Annotated in this window: 16 protein-coding genes and 1 pseudogene; 11 read left to right on the forward strand and 6 right to left on the reverse strand. The window is 36.9% G+C overall.

What is annotated here, in order from left to right:
* Window positions 1-119 precede the first annotated feature (119 nt).
* Window positions 120-1,517 (reverse strand): M28 family metallopeptidase, encoded by a 1,398-nt coding sequence (locus A6J74_RS17685; protein ID WP_000749152.1) that lies wholly within the window; start codon window positions 1,515-1,517, stop codon window positions 120-122.
* Window positions 1,518-2,032: 515 nt separating this feature from the next.
* Complete coding sequence (map, locus tag A6J74_RS17690; protein WP_002109206.1) at window positions 2,033-2,827, reverse strand: type I methionyl aminopeptidase; 795 nt, start codon at window positions 2,825-2,827, stop codon at window positions 2,033-2,035.
* A 157-nt stretch (window positions 2,828-2,984) separates the two neighbouring features.
* Here map and A6J74_RS17695 point away from each other — a divergent pair, with 157 nt between their 5' ends.
* The 4 genes from A6J74_RS17695 to A6J74_RS17710 are packed head-to-tail and all read left to right on the forward strand — an operon-like array spanning window position 2,985 to window position 6,345.
* Window positions 2,985-3,887 carry an ABC transporter ATP-binding protein gene (locus A6J74_RS17695; RefSeq protein ID WP_000416596.1) on the forward strand — a complete coding sequence of 301 codons (903 nt, stop codon included), beginning with the start codon at window positions 2,985-2,987 and terminating at the stop codon, window positions 3,885-3,887.
* Window positions 3,884-4,618 carry an ABC transporter permease gene (locus A6J74_RS17700; protein ID WP_000646291.1) on the forward strand — a complete coding sequence of 245 codons (735 nt, stop codon included), beginning with the start codon at window positions 3,884-3,886 and terminating at the stop codon, window positions 4,616-4,618. Before A6J74_RS17695 ends, A6J74_RS17700 begins: the two co-directional genes overlap by 4 nt.
* Window positions 4,619-5,746 carry a sensor histidine kinase gene (locus tag A6J74_RS17705; RefSeq protein ID WP_000570779.1) on the forward strand — a complete coding sequence of 376 codons (1,128 nt, stop codon included), beginning with the start codon at window positions 4,619-4,621 and terminating at the stop codon, window positions 5,744-5,746.
* Entirely contained in the window at window positions 5,743-6,345 is a 603-nt protein-coding gene (locus A6J74_RS17710; RefSeq protein WP_000619274.1) for a response regulator transcription factor, read from the forward strand. The genes A6J74_RS17705 and A6J74_RS17710 overlap by 4 nt, the downstream gene beginning before the upstream one ends.
* A 40-nt stretch (window positions 6,346-6,385) precedes the next feature.
* On the opposite strand, the gene A6J74_RS17715 is transcribed toward A6J74_RS17710, so the two are convergent.
* Complete coding sequence (locus A6J74_RS17715) at window positions 6,386-8,134, reverse strand: M4 family metallopeptidase (protein ID WP_001109521.1); 1,749 nt, start codon at window positions 8,132-8,134, stop codon at window positions 6,386-6,388.
* Window positions 8,135-8,299: 165 nt separating this feature from the next.
* Here A6J74_RS17715 and A6J74_RS17720 point away from each other — a divergent pair, with 165 nt between their 5' ends.
* Both A6J74_RS17720 and papR read left to right on the forward strand, forming a co-directional pair.
* A complete protein-coding gene (locus A6J74_RS17720; protein WP_000542898.1) occupies window positions 8,300-9,157 on the forward strand; it encodes a helix-turn-helix domain-containing protein in 858 nt (285 codons plus the stop codon).
* Window positions 9,158-9,246: 89 nt separating this feature from the next.
* Complete coding sequence (gene papR / locus A6J74_RS17725) at window positions 9,247-9,393, forward strand: quorum-sensing peptide PapR (protein ID WP_000734723.1); 147 nt, start codon at window positions 9,247-9,249, stop codon at window positions 9,391-9,393.
* Window positions 9,394-9,409: 16 nt separating this feature from the next.
* Here papR and A6J74_RS17730 read toward each other — a convergent pair whose 3' ends face one another.
* The 3 genes from A6J74_RS17730 to cls form a co-directional block, all read right to left on the reverse strand.
* Complete coding sequence (locus A6J74_RS17730) at window positions 9,410-12,088, reverse strand: DUF4084 domain-containing protein (protein WP_000609944.1); 2,679 nt, start codon at window positions 12,086-12,088, stop codon at window positions 9,410-9,412.
* A gap of 126 nt (window positions 12,089-12,214) precedes the next feature.
* Window positions 12,215-13,168, reverse strand: a complete 954-nt coding sequence (uvsE, locus tag A6J74_RS17735; RefSeq protein ID WP_000605896.1) for a UV DNA damage repair endonuclease UvsE — start codon at window positions 13,166-13,168, stop codon at window positions 12,215-12,217.
* A gap of 32 nt (window positions 13,169-13,200) precedes the next feature.
* Window positions 13,201-14,394 (reverse strand): cardiolipin synthase, encoded by a 1,194-nt coding sequence (cls, locus tag A6J74_RS17740; protein WP_000499186.1) that lies wholly within the window; start codon window positions 14,392-14,394, stop codon window positions 13,201-13,203.
* A 447-nt stretch (window positions 14,395-14,841) separates the two neighbouring features.
* Here cls and A6J74_RS17750 point away from each other — a divergent pair, with 447 nt between their 5' ends.
* The 5 genes and pseudogenes from A6J74_RS17750 (at window position 14,842) to acdA (ending at window position 21,515) form a co-directional block, all read left to right on the forward strand.
* Window positions 14,842-16,953 carry a (Fe-S)-binding protein gene (locus tag A6J74_RS17750; protein WP_001086767.1) on the forward strand — a complete coding sequence of 704 codons (2,112 nt, stop codon included), beginning with the start codon at window positions 14,842-14,844 and terminating at the stop codon, window positions 16,951-16,953.
* A gap of 9 nt (window positions 16,954-16,962) precedes the next feature.
* Window positions 16,963-18,245: pseudogene (locus A6J74_RS17755) on the forward strand (acetyl-CoA C-acetyltransferase).
* A 56-nt stretch (window positions 18,246-18,301) separates the two neighbouring features.
* On the forward strand, window positions 18,302-19,153 hold the full coding sequence (locus A6J74_RS17760) for a 3-hydroxybutyryl-CoA dehydrogenase (RefSeq protein WP_000538855.1): 852 nt from the start codon (window positions 18,302-18,304) through the stop codon (window positions 19,151-19,153).
* 70 nt (window positions 19,154-19,223) lie between these two features.
* On the forward strand, window positions 19,224-20,354 hold the full coding sequence (locus tag A6J74_RS17765) for an acyl-CoA dehydrogenase (protein WP_001011192.1): 1,131 nt from the start codon (window positions 19,224-19,226) through the stop codon (window positions 20,352-20,354).
* Window positions 20,355-20,375: 21 nt separating this feature from the next.
* The gene (gene acdA, locus A6J74_RS17770; RefSeq protein WP_000545556.1) at window positions 20,376-21,515 is read left to right on the forward strand and encodes an acyl-CoA dehydrogenase AcdA; all 1,140 of its coding nucleotides are present in this window, start codon (window positions 20,376-20,378) and stop codon (window positions 21,513-21,515) included.
* Window positions 21,516-21,557: the final 42 nt, after the last annotated feature.

Consider the following 21,557-nt stretch of genomic DNA (forward strand, 5'->3'; position numbering starts at 1 on the left):
ATATATTACGATTTTAATTATACACGATAATACCATGTAATAAATATGCTTTTATGCATATTTGTTTTTTTTTCTTTTTCAATAAATAGCCACCGATTAATCGGTGGCTTGAAATAGTATTAAGCGGCTTTTTGTTCTGTTTTCAAGGTAGATTGAAGGCTGTTATAGACGCCTGTACCAATGACCTCTAATGCCATTTTCATACGTTCTAGCGAAATATTTTCTAATACGTTATCTTGGGGTGTGTGATATACCCTTTCAATATGATAGATTAATGGATTCCAACTATCGACGCCCATCCAAATAAATAGTGCAGAAGGAATACCGACTTCAGCAAACGGTACATGATCACTAGAGCCAAATTTCCCTTGTTGTACGAGATCATTATTTAACTGTTTACCTGCTTGCAAGGCTGCGTCTGTTACAAGGTTTGGAGAACCGTTAGGCGTCATAGCATATAAATTTTTTGCCTTATCGTAATTTGTTGCAACCATGTCTGCGTTAAAGACACCTAAAATTCGATCACGTTCTTTTTGGGATAGACTATTAACGTAATAATCGGAGCCGAGTAAGCCAGTCTCTTCAGAACCAAAAGCAATAAAACGAATTTCTTTATCAGTTTCTACATTTTGAAAAGCACGAGCTAACTCTAATACTAATCCTGTACCAGAAGCATTATCGTTTGCTCCAGGTGCTCCAATGACACTATCATAGTGCGAACTTACAACGACAGCTTTTTCATTACCTGTACTGTTTTTTGGTTTCTTTTTAGCGATGACGTTTAAGGATTTTAAATTAGATTCATGTCTCGCTTTTAGGGAAAGAATTGTTGACCCTTTTTTAGCGATTTCTTCTTTAAATGCATTTCCTTGCGCATAAGCAAGACCGAAGACAGGGACAGACTGCTTTTTCGTTAGGCGAGGATTGAAAGTTTGTCCGTAGTTTCCACGACCGCCAATTAAACTGTATAAAAGAACACCTTTTGCTCCTTTACTAACAGCGTTTTCAACTTGTTTATTGTAGTCTGCAACTGTTGTTCCTCTTTCAAATAGAACAATCTTTCCATTTACTTCATTTGGAATATCCTCTAATTTTGTCCCACCTTGAACAAAGATAAGAGGAGCTGTAACAGTTTCTGTAGAAATTAGTGCGTTAGGAGCAGCGCCAGCTTGCCAATTACGCTTTGTGGATAATGGGGATTCAATAAAGCCAACGTATTGATCCGGCACTTGAAATGGCTGATATTCTACTTCATAACCCATTGATTTAAGTTGCATACCAACGTAGCGAGAACCCCATTCTTCTGATTTTGTTCCACCAGGGCGAGGACCAATTGTTTCGGATAAGAAACGGATGTGTTCGATGGCGCGACTTGCATCAACTTGTTTTGTGATAGGTGAAGTCTGTGTGATTTCTGACGTGGAATCAGCTTTGACTTGTCCAATTGGAGCCAAGCTAACAGCGAGTGATACAGCAAGTAAAGAGCTTACTATTTTTTGTTTTAAAGATTTTTTCATTTTTTCCTCTCCTATTCTTCTATTCTCTCTGACTGACAAAAGAAGACGGATAACGACTTTATTTTACCTTTATATTTTTTATTTTTCAATATTCTGACATTGATAAATAAAAAATACTATATGCATATTTGCATATTTTTGATGGAGATATGTATGCTATCATTTTAAATGAAGGTTCGCTTTCTGCTTGGAAAGCTCCTAAATTGCATGAATCTAGTGTACCCAAACTTTAGATTATGTAGAGAAAAGAATCCACTGTAGGGTTTCTTTTCTCATGTTTGAATCATGTGATGATAAATATGTTTCCGCATTTCATAATTATCATCAGTGATATATGTAAGGCATCCATATGAAAATACGAGGCTGTTCAAAGGTTTTCCGTACTTTTGGGCAGCCTCACCCCGTTAAAAAGGTGATGCTTTGATGCATCACCTTTTATTTATATAAATTTTTGCATACCTAAAAGTAATAAAAAATAGCCGTTTGGTAGGTTTCTGCTACCAAACGGCTATTTTTTATATTTCTGTTAAAATTATCGGCTCACCACGTGTTACGACAACTGTATGCTCACATTGTGCAACAAGGCTTTTGTCAGGAGTAACGAATGTCCAACCGTCATCACCGCGCTCGATAATATGATCAGCTTTCATAGAGATAAATGGCTCTACAGCGATAACAAGACCGTCTTTTAGAAGTGCACTATCTATTGGATCATAATAGCTTAAAATGTGGTTTGGTGCTTCATGTAAACTAAGACCGATACCATGACCAGTTAAGTTTTGAATAACATTGTATCCACTTTTATGTGCGAAGTTTGAAACCGCACGACCAATTTGATTTTGTTTTGAACCAGCTTTAACTTTTTTCATTGCTGCCCAAAATGCGTCAACAGCTGCTTGGCAAAGTTTTTCTTTTTCTTCGTCTTTCCCAAGTACAAATGAGATACCCGTATCTGCATAATAACCATCAAGTGCGGCAGATACGTCGACGTTTACTAAGTCGCCTTCTTTTAATACACGATCTCCTGGAATGCCGTGAGCAACTTCTTCATTTACACTAATGCAAGTTACACCAGGGAAATCATATTCTTTTTCAGGTGCAGAAATAGCACCATGCTCATCTAATACTTTTTTACCGATCAAATCAAGCTCTTTCGTTGTCATACCTGGCTTCGCTTCTTTTTTCATTTCTTCACGTGCAAGCGCAACGATGCGGCCGATTTTTCGTAAGCTTTCTAAATCCTGTTCATTACGAATAATCATGAAAACCACTGTCCTTCCTCGAATATATATCTTACCCGATTGTATCATGTTTATTTTCGTCCTGCTACTCGCTTGCGGTATGCGGGTTGATTACTCACACAAAGAATACATGACAATTGTCATATCGATGTCATGACGCATCATACTGTTTCCTAACTTTTCCAAGGAATACAATGTAAATATAAGAAACAGCGGGGGTGGAGAGATGGAAAAGGTTATTGAGATAAATGGTGTTACTAAAACATTTAAACATAAAAACGCAGTAAGTAACGTTTCATTTCACGTGGATAAAGGGGAAATAGTAGCATTACTTGGACCAAATGGTGCGGGGAAGACGACGATGATTTCGATGATGCTTGGATTAAAAGATCCTACAGAAGGGACAGTTTCTATATTTGGAAAGAGTCCAAAGCATAGAGGCGTTCGTAATAGCCTTGGGGCAATGTTACAAGAAGTAAGTGTGATTGATAGCATTACAGTGGAAGAGGCAATTGAGCTATTCCGCAGTTATTATACAAACCCGGTAGCGAAAGAAACATTACTACAGTTATCAAATTTGGAATCAGAGCGAAAGCAAAGATGTGAAAAGTTATCAGGTGGGCAAAAAAGAAGATTAAATTTTGCACTCGCACTTGCTGGAAATCCAGATTTGTTATTTTTAGATGAGCCGACAGTTGGAATGGATATTACGTCTCGAAGAACGTTTTGGGAAACGATTAAAACGTTAGCAAGTGAAGGGAAAACGATTATTTTAACAACACATTATTTAGAGGAAGCAGATGCGTTGGCGAATCGTATTTTATTGTTTGCGAACGGAAATATTATCGCAGATGGCACACCAGATGAAATGAAAGCGACGATTTCTCGAAAAACGATCTCGTTTTATTCGAAAGAAAAAATCCCTAAGAGTTTACTAAAGGAATTACCGCATGTAACAGAAGTACAGTCAAATGAAGGGCGCTTCACTTTAACGACGGAAGATACAGATGCCACTCTACAAGCAATTTATCAGAAGAATCTACCTGTAACAAATGTTTCAGTTGAACGTGGAAGTCTCGATGAAGCATTTGAACAGTTTGTCGCAAATCAAAAGGGGGAAATTGCATGAAAGCTTTATGGATGCAATGCAAAATAGAAATTTTACGTACGTTCCGTAATAAATTATTTATCTTTTTCTCATTATTAATGCCAGTTATGTTTTACTACATTTTCACAAATGTTGTGCAAGTGCCACAAAACGGAGATGCGTGGAAAGCACATTATTTAATTTCTATGGCGACTTTTAGTATTGTAGGGACTGCACTTTTTAGTTTTGGTGTGAGACTTTCTCAGGAAAGAGGGCAAGGTTGGACACATCTTCTAAAAATTACACCGCTTCCTGAAGGGGCGTATTTAACAGCAAAAATTATCGCTCAAACAGTAGTAAATGCTTTTTCAATCTTAGTTATTTTTATGGCAGGGATATTAATTAATCATGTTGAGTTAACGGTAGGACAATGGATTGGTGCTGGATTATGGTTATTGTTAGGTGTGACACCATTTTTAGCACTCGGAACAGTAATAGGTTCCATTAAGAAGGCGGATGCAGCTGCTGGCCTAGCAAATATTTTAAATATGAGTTTAGCTGTAATTGGCGGGTTATGGATGCCGATTGAAGTATTCCCGAAAATATTAAGAACGATTGGTGAATGGACACCGACATATCATTTTGGAAGCGGTGCGTGGGATATTGTAGCTGGAAAATCAATTGGATGGGAAAATATCGCGGTATTAGGAGGTTATTTCCTTATATTTGTTGTAGTATCAATATATATAAGAAAAAGACAGGAAGCGGTATAAATGATAGAGAAGAGGATGGAAATTTTTCCGAAACATATGGGTTTTTTTCCGTATATGTGGCTCGTATATTTGTTATTTCCAATTTATAATTTAACACAAGTATCAGGATGGAAACTTGTAATGGGGATCGGTATGTTGATAGTCTTCATTATCACATACCGTCAACTTTATTTTGTTCAGAAGACGTTCGTTTTGTGGGCGTTTATTCAAATGATATTAACCTTTTTATTTGCCATATTTTATAATCCTTTCATGATATTCTTTGGCTTTTTCACGGCAAGTGCGATGGGCTTTGCGCCAAGTAAGAAAGTATTTCGAGTGCTACTATGTCTGTTAGTTGTAATGCTCGGAGCATTTGTATTTGTAAATATGAATCAACTAACACCGGCAAATTTAGTAAATATCGTTCCGATGTTTATTTTAATGCTTCTTACGCCATTTGGTATGCGTAATTTTAATCAGAAAAAGATGTTAAAGAACCAATTAAACGAAGCGAATGAGCAAATTAAAGATTTAGTAAAACGTGAAGAACGGCAGCGAATTGCACGGGATCTTCATGACACGTTAGGTCATACGTTATCTCTTATTACGTTAAAAAGCCAGCTTGTTGAGAAGTTAATCGTAAAAAATCCAGAGCGTGCAAGTGTGGAAGCAAAGGAAATTACACAAACATCTCGTACCGCTTTAAAACAGCTGAGGGAATTAATTTCTGATATGCGCATGATTACAGTAGAAGAAGAGCTTGAGCAAATAAAAGCGATCTTACAAGCTGCTAACATTGAGTTAGAAATAGAACAAGAAGCGAGTGCAAGTTCGTTATCACCGATTGAACAAAATATTTTAGGCATGTGTTTACGTGAGGCTGTGACGAATGTTGTAAAACATAGTAAGGCGACGCAGTGTACAGTTTCTGTATTAGAATCACAAGGTGAACTGATTTTGAAAGTAGAAGATAACGGAATTGGTTTAGAGGATCAAAACAATGATGGAAATGGTATTCGCGGCATGAAAGAACGAATTGCTCTTATTGATGGATTTGTTGAACTAAATACGATACATTCAGGGACGCTATTAACAGTAAAAGTACCAGTGGTCATTAGAACAGGAAAAGATGAGGTGAGGGTATGATTCGAATTATTATTGCGGAAGATCAACGGATGCTTCGTGGTGCATTAGGAGCCCTACTTGATTTAGAAGATGATATGGAAGTGATTGGGCAAGCTGCGAACGGAGAAGAGGCGTTAAAATTAATTGAATCGTTAAAGCCAGATGTAAGTATTATGGATATTGAAATGCCGATTCAAAGTGGATTGGATGTCGCTGAGACTTTAAAGAAAGAAAAATCATCATGCAAAGTAATGATTTTAACAACATTTGCAAGACCTGGTTATTTTGAACGAGCAATGAAAGCTGGTGTGCACGGATATTTGTTAAAAGATAGCCCAAGTGAAGATTTAGCCGCAGCGATTCGTAATGTAATGAAGGGAAAACGAGAGGTTTCTCAAGATTTAATGTTTGGTTTATGGCAGGAGCAAAATCCGTTGTCAGATCGTGAAAAAGAAGTATTGTTACTTGCTAAAGAAGGAAAGACTGCAAATGAAATTGCGAAAACACTTTATCTTTCACCGGGCACAGTACGTAATTATATTTCTGAAGTGTTAACGAAGCTCGATGCGAAAAATAGAATTGAGGCAATTACAATTGCGGAAGAAAAGGGATGGATATGAAAAGAAGTTTACCTACGAACGGTAAACTTCTTTTTTATTATTATACTTCTATTACTCTATTTATTTTTTGTAATGGTTTATAACCATGTGCTTCAAATGCTTTTGCAAATTCATTTGATACGGCATTTCCGTATAAATCTTTTGCAGCTTGTACGATGTGGGATTGGAGTGATTCAAAATCTTCAGCTGAAGTTGCGTAATTTTGCAATGTGCGCATAACAACTTTACTTACTTTTTCGTTGCCTTGTTTTTGAACAGCAACATTGTTATATGTTTTACCTTCAGCTAATTGATATAATACGTGGCTGATGATACCAGAATTTACGTGAGACTCTTGATTATTTCCATCGTTATAAAAATCTTGTAAGTTTGTATATAATTTATGACCACCGTCACCAATTTCTCCCGGGATGTCACGGATTGTTAGGCCACCTAGTGTATCGCCCATAATCCAGTTTCCCTTATCTTTCTTTACATAATATTCGATTTGTGTGCCCCAGAAATCTGCTAGTCCCTCGTTTAACGCAGATGTTTCAGCGCTTGGATATCTCACAATTTTATTCTTTGTCGTACCGCTGAATACAGCATGTCCAAATTCATGGGCTGTTACATCAAGGGCTGAAGTGAGCTTTCCGTTTAAACCATCACCAAATACCATTTGATTCCAAGCAGGGTGCCAAAATGCATTTACATAATCTTCTTTTACACCATCACTAACTTCAGTAGAATCAAAACCGTGTACACTAGCAACAACTTTTGAATCTTTATTATCGTAACTTTTTAGATTATGTTCTTTTTTGAAGTAGTCATAAATATCACTCATATTCTTCATAGCACCCGCTGCTTCTTTATCTGCAAAGTTAGGAGTGCTACTTGAAACTAGTGTCCCTGGATAACCAGCTTGACTATATCCGCCGAGAGAGTCCGCATAGTTTGCATTATAAATATATATGCCAGTTCCGCGTGATAAATCAGCTAAATAAAATTTTCCGTCAGTCCCTTTGGCGATATTGAAAGAGATGTTTTCTTGAAGTGCATTTTTCCCAGTTCCTTGCTCACTTGCGAGGGATAGTCTAGGTGATGTTACTTGATTTATAGTTTTATTCTCTTTATTTTTAATGAATTTTTCTTGGAAAAGTACCTCGCCAGTTTTTAAATCAAGGATTGCATTACCGTTTATAATTTGTTCATTGTTTTCGTAAGTAAAGGTAATAACAGTTGCAAATGTGTAATATCCATCTTTTTTCTTATAAACAACGGTTTCGTTGGTGAATTCTGTCTCAGTCGCATCGCTTGGAATTTGAAGTATATCGCGTAATTTAGATTTTACTTCATTTTTCGACAAAAAATTTGTTATAGTAAGATTAGGTTGTTGGTCTAAATTTTGGACAACTTTACCACTAACAGTTGTAATTACTCCATTTTTATCTACGTTTACAATAAGATCTTGACCATATACTTTATAGTTTTTGTAAGTTTGTGCAAGGCGAACTTCGGTTTGATTTTCTTTTGTTTCTTTATTTGTAGGTTGAAAATCAACATTTTTTTCAGTTGTAACTTGCTCTTGTTGAGCTTTAGCCCCGTTTACCTCACCTTTTAAATATTTTTTAGCAATATTCTCTTTCGTATCATTTTGAGGTTCTGTTAATTTTCCGATTGTTAAACCAGGCTGAGCAATTTCAACTTTCACTTCATTTTTGTTTAATTCTTGGGCATGAATAGCTTCTGTGGATAAAGGACAAAGGAGACCGAATGTAACGAATGCACTAGCAAGTTTTCTATAATTCATCTATAACACTCCTAATCTATTGTATGTGAGATGAATTGTATGAAACATTTGCCAGATTTTATATATATTATGCATTATTTCATATCAAAAATTGTCGAATTCACATTATTGTAGTGGTATGACAACTCAAAAAATTAGATTGTTATAATGGGATGGTGAGTAAGTATGCACGCAGAAAAATTAGGAATTGAAATTAAGAAAATTAGGGTGATGAGAGGATTAACACAAAAACAGTTATCCGAGAACATATGTCATCAATCAGAAGTGAGTAGAATTGAATCGGGTGCGGTATACCCAAGTATGGATATATTGCAAGGTATAGCAGCAAAATTACAAGTTCCCATTATTCATTTTTATGAGGTACTCATTTATTCTGATATTGAGAGGAATAAGCAGTTAAAAGATCGAATTATTATGCTTTGTAAGCAAAAAAAATATAAAGAAATTTATAATAGGGTATGGAATGAACTGAAAAAGGAAGAATATCATCCCGAGCTTCAGCAATTTCTTCAATGGCAATATCATGTAGCAGCTTACGTATTGAAAAAAATTGATTACGAATATTGTATTTTAGAATTAAAGAAATTGCTCAATCAACAATTGGCAGGAATAGATGTATATCAGAATCTTTATATTGAAAACGCAATTGCAAACATTTATGCTGAAAATGGCTATTTGAAGAAGGCTATTGAGTTATTTGAAAATATATTAAAACAGTTAGAGACATTGCATGATAATAAAGAATTTGATGTAAAGGTGAGACATAATCATGCAAAAGCATTATACTCAGATAATCAATACGAAGAAGCGCTTTGCCACGCAAATAAAGCTATTGAACTATCGTGTCAAATTAATAGTATGACATTGATTGGACAGCTATACTTTCGAAAAGGTGAATGCCTAGCAAAGCTAGGGTCTGATAGAGCAGAAATTGAAGATGCTTACGAAAAAGCATGCTTCTTTTTTGATATGTTAGGAAACCACGCATTAAAAGAATCACTTATGAAAAAAATGAAAAAATAAAAAAGACCTAAAAAACAAATATGCATAATTGCATAAAATGTGGATAAATTTTCATGGTATATTTAAAGAAAAAATGCAGGTGATGGAATATGAAGAAACTGCTTATTGGTAGTCTATTAACGTTAGCGATGGCATGGGGTATTTCATTAGGAGATATAGCATTAGAGAAAAGCCAAATAATTTCTCATAATGATCAAGAGGTACAATTAGCTCAAGAGGTACCTTATGAGTACTAAAAAACAACCGTCTTACTTAGGCGGTTGTTTTTTTATGGAGTAACATCCAAACGTCTTTACTAGAAACAGGTTTGCTAATAAAGAATCCTTGAATGTGGTCACAGTTTTGTTCATAAAGAAATTTCCATTGTTCTTCTGTTTCTACACCTTCTGCAATAACTTCTAAATTTAATTCTTTTGATAGTGTAATAATGGAAGAGATAATTGCTTCCTCTAAAGGACTTGTTGTAATTCCACAAATAAATTCTCGAGCAATTTTTAATGTGTTGATTGGATATTTTGTTAAATAAGCTAAAGAACTATAACCAGTTCCAAAGTCATCTATTGAAATTTGAATACCGAGATTTTGAAGCTGCTCTAGCTTTGCAACTACAGATTGATTTTGGTTAATAGCGATACTTTCTGTAATTTCAATATCTAGTGCTTCCGGTTTTAGTTCTGTTTCTTTCAACACCTTTGAAATAGTTGGGATTAAATCTGTATGGTTAAATTGAACAACAGATAAATTCACACCAACTTTTAAGTGAGAAAAACCTTGATTATGCCATCTTTTTGCTTCTGAGCAGGCAGTACGTAAAATCCAATTTCCAAGTTCAATAATAAATCCTGTTTCCTCTGCTAGAGGAATAAATTGGGCAGGAGATACGATACCGAGTTTTGGATGTTTCCAACGAATTAACGCTTCAAAACCGATAATTTGTTTTGTTTTTGTGCTTACTTGTGGTTGGTATTCAAGGAAAAATTCATTTTGTTGTAATGCTTTTGAAAGTTCACCTTCTAAGAACTCAATCTCATTTTGTGCAATACTCATTTCTTTCGAGAAGAAAACAAATCTGTTTTTTCCATTTGCTTTCGCACGATACATAGCTAAATCGGCATTTTTCATTAATTCAGTTACATCGGTTCCGTAATCAGGATACATTGCAATGCCGATACTCGGTGTAACAGATAGTTCTTCATCTTTAATGAAGAATGGTTTGTTTAAAATAGTTAAAATCTGTTCAGCTATAAAAGCCGCACTTTTTTCTGAGTACATATCTGGTAATAGAATTGTAAACTCATCTCCGCCTTGGCGGGCAACGATATCTTTTGAACGCAAACATCCGCGTAACCTTTTTGCTACTTCAATTAGTAATAAGTCTCCGACATCATGACCGAGTCGATCGTTAATTTTTTTAAATCGATCTAAATCAAGAAACATGACGGCAACATCATTTGCGCTAGTTTGAGCTGTATTTAAAATAGTTTTTAAATCTTTTTCGAATTTGCGGCGATTTGGTAATCCAGTAAGTGCATCATGAAATGCCAAATGTTCTACTTGTTTTTGTTTTTCATATAAAGTCGTAATATCACGCGCTATCCCAAACATCCCAACAACTTCTTTATTTATAAAAGTAGGTATGAGTGTAATGTGAAGGTAATAGTAATAGCCTTCTTGTTCTTTCGTACGAACCTCTAAAGTTTGTGGTCTACCTTCTTTTGTTATTTGTAATGCTCTTTTTAGTAAGTCATGATCTTTTGGATCAATAAAGTGCAGAAGGGAATAGCTTGCTACTTCACAATAGTAAGCAGTAAATAAGCTTTCACAAGCTGTGTTAGATTGCTGAAAAACACCATGCATATTTAAAGAGAAAACGGCATCAGGATGATCTTCAAATAAAGATTTATAACGTTGTTCACTTTTTGATAACGCAGAAGCACCTTCTTCAACTTCATCTTCTAGTTGTGTAGTCAGCTGTTCATATGTATCAATTAAGACTTTATTATCTTTCCACATGTAAAGTTGTCGCAAGAATAATAAAATAAGTGATAATACAAGACCAATTAACATGAATTTATCATCCCAAGGCTGAATGATAATAAAGGAAAAAGTAATGATTATACTAAAATAAGGCAATATAAAGCGTACATAATCAAATCGATAATATTTCGTTTTTGTTTCATGTTGCATTGGCTTATCTAAAATGTATAGTATGGACGATAAACCAATTAATAAAATCGAAGCAGTATGTATTAAATAAGAGAATTCAGCAGAAGTTTTTATTCCTGTGTTTAACTGGAATAGCTGTATATATCCGTATACAAGAATGATAGTAAAGCCAATAATTAATGAAATTCTACTAGAAGAATATTGTTCTCTTCTATATAGGCTAATAACGGCGTAAATGACTAATGATTGTGCAATAAAATATCCAATTAAAACCCACGTATCCTTTGTTAACGTATGAAAGCTTGAAAGATCTAAAATAAAGGTTAAGGTAAAATAAATATTCATAATAACGATAAAGATACTATCGAATGAAAATTGAGCAAGGCCTCTAATAGAGTAATGTTTTATGAACTTTATAGCAAATCCAGAAAAGAGTAAAATATATTGTATGATGAAAAAAGGTAGTGCCTCATAAGAGAATAGGACTTGATCGCATATAGAAAGTGAATGAAGGAATAAAGTTATCTCCATAGCCAATCCACATAGGCAAGTACATAATAATAACACCCAAAATAATTTATCACCACGCTTCATTTTTTTAATTGCTTTATAGGAACAATAACAAGAAAAGATTGCGGCAAAACAAAATAAGAAAAGGATTCCAATTTCTTTTATGTTCCACTCATTTGGAATAAGGAATATCCAAAGAGAAAATACAATTATATACATCATGACAAATTGTACATATTTTTTTTGATTAATCATATGATGACTCCGTTTCAATAAAGTTGAATCGCAGGATGAAAATGCTAATTTAAATAATATCATATAAAATAGGAACTTTTTTACTATAAGAATTACTTTTTGAAAAAAACAACGCAACATGACAATTTACCATTGTAATGTTGCGCCATTTATTCTTTTGATTCCTTTTATAGAAGAAAGCTCACTTATTAATTGTAACATTGCTAAATCTTTCTGTTTACTTTCAATCATAATATCAAAATTATAATTAATTTTTTTTGCAATGTGTAAAAAGGGCTTAATAAATTCTAAATTAATATAATCTGCATGAGCCCTAAATTCTTTTTCTGATTTAGGAGAGGAAATATGAACTTTAGGTGGGATATTTGTATGTGACCAAGTTTCAAAAATTGCAGGAAGTAATTCTTCTAGTGATTCTTCGCAAAGATTAGCCATGTGATGATGATAATCAAATACGAAAGGGATCTTTTCTTTTTGGCAAATTGATAAAGTTTCAGCAGTTGTATATGTTTTATCATCATTTTCTAGAGTCATTTGTTTTTTTATATGTACAGGAAGTTTTTTTATGTTTTCATGGAAGCGTCCAACTGCTGCTTCTTTATTTCCGTAGGCACCACCTACATGAATGTTAATGTAAGAAGAATCTGCAATTCCTATCGCATGTAATACTTTATAATGATAGGTCATATCCGTAACTGCATTAGTTGTAATATGCGGCTTATCGCTTGTGAATAATGTAAATTGATTTGGGTGAAAACTTACTCGTAAATTGTGCTCTTGAATTAACGACCCTATTTTACGCCAAAGCGGCATGAATGCTCCAATATAATCAAATTCAACTTCAGGGTGTGTTGCAAGTGGAACGATGGAAGAAGAAAGACGATATAATGGGATTTCATGTGCGATATTGTAATGAAGGATACGTATTGTATGTTCTAAATTTTGCCTTGTAACATCGTACAGTTTATCCTCTCGCTCTTGTTTATTGAGTTTTTTAAAAGTTGTAAATGTCATCGTTTTAGCAGGAGAACAGTCCCACAATGCCATTGCATGTGAGACGTATCCAAACCGCATAATCATAAGGAATACACCTCTTTTATTCATCACCTTTCTTATAAGAAGAAAGCAAGTATCGTTCCTATCCATTCCTTTCCTCTATCTATAAGGGAAAGCGGGCTAACATCGTCATAGGAAAGTAATGACGCATTTTTTAAATCTTCATGGAATTTATTTTTTACCACCTGTATGAAGTGCCTATCGTATAAGAGGCAGTTGATTTCATGGTTACTATATAAACTTCTCATATCAAAGTTTGCAGTTCCAACATCGCAAATATCATCGTCCACTATAATAACTTTAGCGTGAAAAAAACCTTGTTGAAATGCGTAAATATTGCAACCAGCCCGTATTAACTTTCGGCAGTACGGGAATTTCGCTTCTCGAACGAGGGCATGATCAGCCTTTTCTGGAACGAGAATTGTTATTTGGACCCCTCTTTCTCGTGCTTTTAATAGAGCGTTCATAATTTTTTTGCCAGGAATGAAATATGGTGTACCGATAAAAAGTTCCTTTTTCGCACTTTTAATTAAATGTAAAAAGGTATGTTGTAAATAGGCACCATCGGTTGGAATGAATTGATGTAGGATGGTACCAGGTTCCTGTTTCGGAAAATAAAGAGGAGCATCCAATAAATTTTGGTTCGTATCATCCAACCAGTCATGTAAAAATTGTTTTTGTAAATCTTGAACGCCTTCTCCTGTAAGACGTAAATGATAGTCTCGCCATAATCCTAATTGCTCATTATGTCCCAAATATTCCTCGCCGATATTAAATCCCCCAATATAACTAATTTTCCCGTCAATCACTGTAATTTTTCTATGATTGCGTTGATTGGCAGAAAAGAAAGGGAAAGGGAATCTGACTTTATGACAAAAAGAAAAAGAGACACCATGTTTTTGTAGGGAACGAATTGCTTCATTTGATAAATAATGGCTACCAAATCGATCAAGTAACAGTCTTACTTCAATGCCTTCTTTTGCCTTATCAATAAGTAACTTTAAAAATTCACGACTGATCTTATCGTTTTTTACAATGAAGAATAAAACGTGAATGTGGTGCTGGGCTTGTTTTATATCAGTAAATAAAGCATCGTATAAATCTTTCCCATATGTATAAAGGTGAAAATCACTTTGACGTAAAGGGAAAGTACGGGAACGCACACGTTTTAAATGAAGAAGTCTCCCATATGAAAGGTCAATTGTGATCCAAAGAGTAACGCATATGAATAAGAGAGAGAAATAGAACATGAGTGAAGTCCCTCCTTTGCATTCTTTTCACCTTCAGTGTGTTACAAATGATATGGGGAGTAAGAATGCTACCAAAAATTTAACTAGAAGATAGCCCGGTTTGTTCATTAAGGTTTCACTTTATCCCGCTTCAACGGGCAGTAAGACAATCGCCTTAAAATCCGCTGAATACGAGGAAGCTCGGTTGAAATCAACTGCCCGTAAAAGCCCGATTGATTTAACTAATAATTAGTGGGGGATGGACAGTCCCCACTGACTAAAGTTTCACTTTATAGTTTCACCCAAATAAACAGGTTTATTAAAAAATATGTTGTTGTATAACAAAAAACTGTTGACTGAATGCTCACTCATTATATAATGAAGGTAGGGGATAAAATTCAGAAAATTATATGTTTTTGAAGATTCTAAAAAAGAAAGAAGGCTTACAAAGAGAGGGGTAGCATAAAAATGAATAGCTTACTGATCATTAATTGGCTGGCTGCCATTGCTGTTATTGCTTATGCGGGATATTTGTTTGTATATCTTATACGAACGAGAATGGCCTACATACAATTAGGAAAAAAGATTGAATTTGACCGTCGCTTCAAAGAACGTTGGGATCTTCTTAAGGTCAATGTTTTCGGTCAGAAAAAGCTGCTGAAAGATAAAAAGAGCGGCATTATTCACGTTATGTTTTTTTACGGATTTATTCTTGTCCAATTTGGAGCAATTGACTTCGTTTGGAAAGGACTCGCACCAGGATCGCATCTTCCACTTGGACCACTATACCCTGCATTTACATTCTTCCAGGAAATTGTCACACTCGTTATATTAATCGCAGTCTTTTGGGCTTTTCATAGACGTTATGTTGAGAAGCTAGTTCGTTTGAAACGTAATTTTAAATCAGGTCTTGTTCTTATCTTTATCGGTGGTTTAATGATTTCTGTACTACTTGGTAATGGGATGGGAATTATATGGCACGGCGAGGAACTTTCATGGAGTGAACCGATCGCTTCTGCAATCGCTTACGTTTTCTCGGGAATAAATGAAACCGTAGCCATTTCAGTGTTCTATTTTTCTTGGTGGGTGCATCTACTAATTTTGTTAACATTTTTAGTCTATGTTCCACAATCAAAACATGCACATTTAATTGCTGGACCAGCTAACGTTTTCTTCGGTCGTCTCTCAAATCCAGGGAAGCTTGAAAAGATTGATTTTGAAGATGAAACGCAAGAAACATTTGGTGTTGGTAAAATTGAAGACTTTAGACAAAATCAGCTTATTGATTTATACGCTTGCGTAGAGTGTGGGCGCTGTACAAATATGTGTCCGGCAACAGGAACAGGAAAAATGTTATCACCGATGGATTTAATTTTAAAACTTCGGGATCATTTAACTGATAAAGGAGCGGCGGTAACATCGAAAGCACCTTGGGTTCCAGTAGTTGCTTTTAATAATACACAAGGAAATCAATTAGCGATGATGGCAGCTGGAAAAGGGCAGCAAGAATCAGCAGCTACAGCGCTAGCTTACGATCCGAGTTTAATCGGAGATGTTATTACAGAAGAAGAAATTTGGGCTTGTACAACGTGCCGTAACTGTGAAGATCAGTGTCCGGTTATGAATGAGCATGTTGACAAAATTATTGATTTACGCCGCTATCTTGTTTTAACAGAAGGAAAGATGGATGCGGAAGCGCAGCGTGCGATGACGAATATCGAGCGTCAAGGGAATCCATGGGGTCTGAACCGTAAAGAGCGTGAAACATGGCGCCAAGGTGATGATGAAGTAACAGTTCCGACTGTAAAAGAAAAATCAAAAGCTGGCGAGGAGTTCGAATATTTATTCTGGGTAGGTTCGATGGGATCATACGACAATCGTAGTCAGAAGATTGCGATATCGTTTGCGAAGTTAATGAACGAAGCAGGCGTCTCATTCGCGATTCTTGGTAATAAAGAAAAGAACTCTGGAGATACACCGCGCCGCCTTGGAAATGAGTTCGTATTCCAAGAGATGGCAACAAAGAATATCGAAGAATTTGAAAAAGCAGGAGTGAAGAAAATCGTTACGATTGATCCTCACGCTTATAACACATTCAAAAATGAGTATCCAGACTTTGGCTTACAAGCAGAAGTCTATCATCATACAGAATTGTTAGCTCAGTGGGTGAAAGAAGGACTCTTAAAACCTGTTCACGCTATTGAGGAGACAGTTACGTACCATGATTCCTGTTATTTAGGACGATACAACGAAGTGTACGAAGCACCGCGCGATATTTTGAAAGCAATTCCTGGTGTGAATCTTGTAGAAATGGCACGTAACCGTGAAACAGGAATGTGCTGTGGCGCAGGTGGTGGCTTAATGTGGATGGAGGAGACAACGGGTTCTCGTATTAACGTTGCTCGTACAGAACAAGCACTAGCTGTGCAACCATCCATTATCGGTACAGGTTGTCCGTATTGCTTAACGATGATTAGTGATGGGACGAAAGCGAAGGAAGTAGAAGAGAAAGTTCAAACACTTGATGTAACAGAGATTTTAGAACGATCTGTTATCGGACAGAAGAAAGAAGCAATGTAGTTTGTAAGCATGTATACAACTTTAGAAAGAGGTGCAATTATTGCACCTCTTCTCAACGCAAGGATACCGAGCGAGCGCTCGGTACTAAAAAAGAAACGGGGGAAAGAAATATGAATAAGACAGTTATTTTAAGTGCTGCAAGAACACCGGTTGGAAAATTTGGAGGATCTTTAAAAGATGTGAAGGCAACAGAACTTGGAGGAATTGCAATTAAAGCAGCGCTTGAAAGAGCAGATGTTTCTGCTAGTGATGTTGAAGAAGTTATATTTGGAACGGTTATTCAAGGTGGACAGGGGCAAATTCCATCTCGTCAAGCTGCGAGAGCTGCTGGAATCCCTTGGGAAGTGCAGACGGAAACAGTAAATAAAGTTTGTGCATCGGGACTTCGTGCGGTTACGTTAGCAGATCAAATTATTCGTACTGGTGATCAATCACTTATTGTAGCTGGTGGAATGGAATCAATGAGTAACAGTCCTTACATTTTACGAGGTGCAAGATGGGGATACAGAATGGGTAACAACGAAGTTATCGATTTAAACGTGGCAGATGGTTTAACATGCGCATTTTCAGGCATACACATGGGCGTTTATGGCGGCGAAGTTGCGAAGGAAGACGGAATCTCTCGCGAAGCCCAAGATGAATGGGCATATCGTAGTCATCAGCGTGCGGTTTCAGCGCATAAAGAAGGGCGTTTTGAAGAGGAAATTGTACCAGTAACAATTCCGCAAAGAAAAGGCGATCCTATCGTCGTTGCTAAAGATGAGGCGCCGCGTGAAGATACAACAATTGAAAAGTTAGCGAAATTAAAACCTGTATTTGATAAGACATCGTCAGTAACAGCTGGTAACGCTCCAGGACTGAATGATGGCGGTGCTGCACTTGTATTAATGAGCGAGGACAGAGCGAAGCAAGAAGGAAGAAAGCCTTTGGCGACGATTTTAGCACATACGGCAATCGCGGTAGAATCAAAAGATTTCCCAAGAACGCCAGGTTATGCAATTAACGAATTATTGAAAAAGACCGGCAAGACAATTGAAGACATCGATTTATTCGAGATTAATGAAGCGTTTGCGGCAGTAGCAATTGCGAGTACAGAGATTGCAGGTATTGACCCAGAAAAATTGAATGTAAATGGCGGCGCGGTAGCAATGGGACACCCAATTGGAGCAAGCGGAGCGCGTATTATCGTTACACTTATCCATGCACTGAAGCAGCGCGGCGGCGGAATTGGAATTGCTTCGATTTGTAGCGGTGGCGGTCAAGGTGATGCAGTTATGATTGAGGTTCATTAATTTACGGCGAGAAAACGATTCATTTATTACAGACTTATATTAAGGGGGAAGAAAGAATGGGTGTACAAAAAATAGTTGTAATTGGTGCGGGACAAATGGGATCGGGAATTGCGCAAGTGTGTGCAATGGCAGGATATGATGTGAAGATTCAAGATTTAAAACAAGAGCAATTAGATAGAGGGTTAGCTATCATTACGAAAAACTTAGTGCGTCAAGTAGAAAAAGGACGCATGAAGGAAGAAGAGAAAGAGGAAACGTTAAATCGTCTTACAGTAACTCTTGATTTAGATTGTGTGAAAGAAGCTGATCTTGTTATTGAAGCAGCTGTTGAGAAAATGGATATTAAAAAGAAAATATTTGCGAATTTAGATGAAATTGCTCCAGATCATACAATTTTAGCAACGAATACGTCATCTCTTCCAATTACTGAAATTGCAGCGGTAACGAAACGCCCAGAAAAAGTAATCGGTATGCACTTTATGAATCCAGTTCCCGTTATGAAGCTCGTTGAAATTATTCGTGGTTTAGCTACAGATGATACAGTTTATGAAACGATTGAAGATATTACGAAAAAAATCGGAAAAGTGCCAGTTGAAGTAAATGATTTCCCGGGATTTGTATCGAATCGTATTTTATTACCGATGATTAACGAAGCAATTTATACGTTATATGAAGGTGTAGCGACGAAAGAAGCGATTGATGAAGTAATGAAACTTGGGATGAATCATCCAATGGGGCCTCTGACACTAGCTGATTTTATCGGTTTAGATACGTGTTTATACATTATGGAAGTGTTGCATGAAGGATTAGGAGATAGTAAATATCGCCCATGTCCATTACTACGTAAGTACGTAAATGCAGGATGGTTAGGGCGTAAAACGGGCCGTGGTTTCTACGTTTATGAGTAAATCCCTCCTTGTATAGAGTAGTGGTCTTACCAAATTGTTAAAAGATATATAGCAAATGGAGGCGGAGTATATGAACTTTCGTTTTAATGAAGAGCAACAGATGATGAGGAAAATGGTTAGGGATTTTGCACAGAAGGAAATAGCACCCTTTGTTCCTAGCATGGAACAAGGGGTGTTCCCGACAGAGATTTTGCAAAAGATGGGTGAGCTTGGATTAATGGGTATTCCAGCGCCTGCAAAATACGGCGGCGCAGAAATGGATTTTATTTCTTACATTTTAGCAATTGAGGAAATCTCAAAAGTAAGCGCAACGGTTGGTGTAATTTTAGCTGTACATACGTCAGTTGGAATGAACCCGATTTTATACTTTGGAACAGAAGAGCAGAAGCAGAAATATGTTTCTAAGCTTGCGGCTGGTGAATATTTAGGTGCATTCGCCTTAACTGAGCCAAATGCTGGATCAGATGCAGGGAGTTTGAAATCACGAGCTGTCAAGAAAGGTGATAATTACATCATTAATGGATCGAAAGTATTTATTACAAATGGCGGCGAAGCAAGTACATACATCGTTTTCGCTTCTACAAATCCAGATGCAGGAAAAAGTGGTATTTCTGCATTTATTGTAGAGAAAGATACGCCAGGCTTAATTATCGGAAAAGATGAACATAAGATGGGACTTCTCGGTTCTCGTACAGTTCAACTTACGTTCGAAGATATGATAGTGCCGGCTGAGAATTTACTCGGTGAAGAGGGACAAGGATTCAAGGTAGCGATGGCGAATTTAGATGTTGGACGAATTGGAATCGGGGCGCAGGCGTTAGGGATCGCGGAAGCAGCGCTCGCATGTGCGATAGATTATGCAAAGGAACGAGAGCAATTCGGGAAGCCGATTGCGGCGCAGCAAGGGATTGGCTTCAAACTTGCAGATATGGCGACAAGTGTGGAGGCGGCACGATTACTTGTATATAGGGCTGCATCGCTTAGAGCACAAGGATTACCATGCGGTAAAGAAGCGTCTATTGCGAAGTTATTTGCTTCTAAGACAGCAGTTGAAGTTGCAATTGAAGCGGTACAAGTATTTGGCGGTTACGGTTATACGAAAGATTATCCGGTAGAGAGATTTTTCCGTGATGCGAAGATTACGCAAATTTATGAAGGAACGAGTGAGATACAAAAACTTGTTATTAGCCGTGCTTTATAAAGGGAAGAGGGGGAGACGGAAATGCATTTTAAATTATCAGAAGAACATGAAATGATAAGAAAAATGGTTCGGGATTTTGCTAAGAACGAAGTAGGACCAACGGCAGCTGAGCGTGATGAGGAAGAGAGATTTGACCGCGAGCTATTTGATCATATGGCGGAGCTTGGTTTGACAGGTATTCCATGGCCTGAAGAGTATGGTGGAATTGGAAGCGATTACTTAGCGTACGTAATTGCGATTGAAGAATTATCACGCGTTTGTGCTTCTACAGGTGTAACGCTGTCCGCGCATACTTCACTTGCTGGGTGGCCGATTTTTAAATTCGGAACGGAGGAGCAAAAGCAAAAGTTTTTGCGACCGATGGCTGAAGGGAAGAAAATTGGTGCATACGGTTTAACGGAACCGAGTTCTGGATCAGATGCTGGTGGAATGAAGACAATCGCCAAAAGAGATGGAGACCATTACATATTAAATGGATCGAAAATTTTCATTACAAATGGCGGTATTGCTGACATTTATGTTGTTTTTGCGTTAACAGATCCTGAATCGAAGCAGCGCGGCACGAGCGCATTTATTGTGGAAAGCGACACGCTAGGATTTTCGGTTGGGAAGAAGGAAAGTAAACTAGGGATTCGCTCTTCGCCAACGACTGAAATTATGTTTGAAGATTGCCGTATTCCTGTAGAAAATCTACTAGGAGAAGAAGGGCAAGGATTTAAGATTGCAATGCAAACGTTAGATGGCGGTCGTAACGGTATTGCTGCACAAGCAGTTGGTATTGCACAAGGGGCTTTAGATGCTTCTGTAGAATATGCAAGAGAGCGCCATCAATTTGGAAAGCCGATTGCGGCGCAGCAAGGGATTGGCTTTAAACTTGCGGATATGGCAACGGATGTAGAGGCTGCGCGCCTTTTAACATATCAAGCTGCGTGGCTTGAATCGGAAGGGCTTCCGTATGGGAAAGAATCAGCGATGTCAAAAGTATTTGCAGGTGATACAGCGATGAAGGTGACGACTGAAGCTGTGCAAGTATTTGGTGGTTACGGTTATACGAAAGATTATCCAGTAGAGCGTTATATGCGAGATGCAAAGATTACACAGATTTATGAAGGAACACAAGAAATTCAAAGGCTCGTAATTTCTCGTATGTTAACGAAGTAGGGGCAAAGGCGTAGGTATTTTCCTACGCTTTTTCCTTCCAAA

The sequence above is a fragment of the Bacillus sp. FDAARGOS_235 genome, from assembly GCF_002073415.2.
Classification (GTDB): Bacteria; Bacillota; Bacilli; order Bacillales; family Bacillaceae_G; genus Bacillus_A; species Bacillus_A toyonensis.

Coding starts and splice junctions, on each gene's coding strand:
- A6J74_RS17685 (WP_000749152.1), bottom strand. CDS start 1,517: ATGAAAAAATCTTTAAAACAAAAAATAGTAAGCTCTTTACTTGCTGTA.
- map (WP_002109206.1), bottom strand. CDS start 2,827: ATGATACAATCGGGTAAGATATATATTCGAGGAAGGACAGTGGTTTTC.
- A6J74_RS17695 (WP_000416596.1), top strand. CDS start 2,985: ATGGAAAAGGTTATTGAGATAAATGGTGTTACTAAAACATTTAAACAT.
- A6J74_RS17700 (WP_000646291.1), top strand. CDS start 3,884: ATGAAAGCTTTATGGATGCAATGCAAAATAGAAATTTTACGTACGTTC.
- A6J74_RS17705 (WP_000570779.1), top strand. CDS start 4,619: ATGATAGAGAAGAGGATGGAAATTTTTCCGAAACATATGGGTTTTTTT.
- A6J74_RS17710 (WP_000619274.1), top strand. CDS start 5,743: ATGATTCGAATTATTATTGCGGAAGATCAACGGATGCTTCGTGGTGCA.
- A6J74_RS17715 (WP_001109521.1), bottom strand. CDS start 8,134: ATGAATTATAGAAAACTTGCTAGTGCATTCGTTACATTCGGTCTCCTT.
- A6J74_RS17720 (WP_000542898.1), top strand. CDS start 8,300: ATGCACGCAGAAAAATTAGGAATTGAAATTAAGAAAATTAGGGTGATG.
- papR (WP_000734723.1), top strand. CDS start 9,247: ATGAAGAAACTGCTTATTGGTAGTCTATTAACGTTAGCGATGGCATGG.
- A6J74_RS17730 (WP_000609944.1), bottom strand. CDS start 12,088: ATGATTAATCAAAAAAAATATGTACAATTTGTCATGATGTATATAATT.
- uvsE (WP_000605896.1), bottom strand. CDS start 13,168: ATGATTATGCGGTTTGGATACGTCTCACATGCAATGGCATTGTGGGAC.
- cls (WP_000499186.1), bottom strand. CDS start 14,394: ATGTTCTATTTCTCTCTCTTATTCATATGCGTTACTCTTTGGATCACA.
- A6J74_RS17750 (WP_001086767.1), top strand. CDS start 14,842: ATGAATAGCTTACTGATCATTAATTGGCTGGCTGCCATTGCTGTTATT.
- A6J74_RS17760 (WP_000538855.1), top strand. CDS start 18,302: ATGGGTGTACAAAAAATAGTTGTAATTGGTGCGGGACAAATGGGATCG.
- A6J74_RS17765 (WP_001011192.1), top strand. CDS start 19,224: ATGAACTTTCGTTTTAATGAAGAGCAACAGATGATGAGGAAAATGGTT.
- acdA (WP_000545556.1), top strand. CDS start 20,376: ATGCATTTTAAATTATCAGAAGAACATGAAATGATAAGAAAAATGGTT.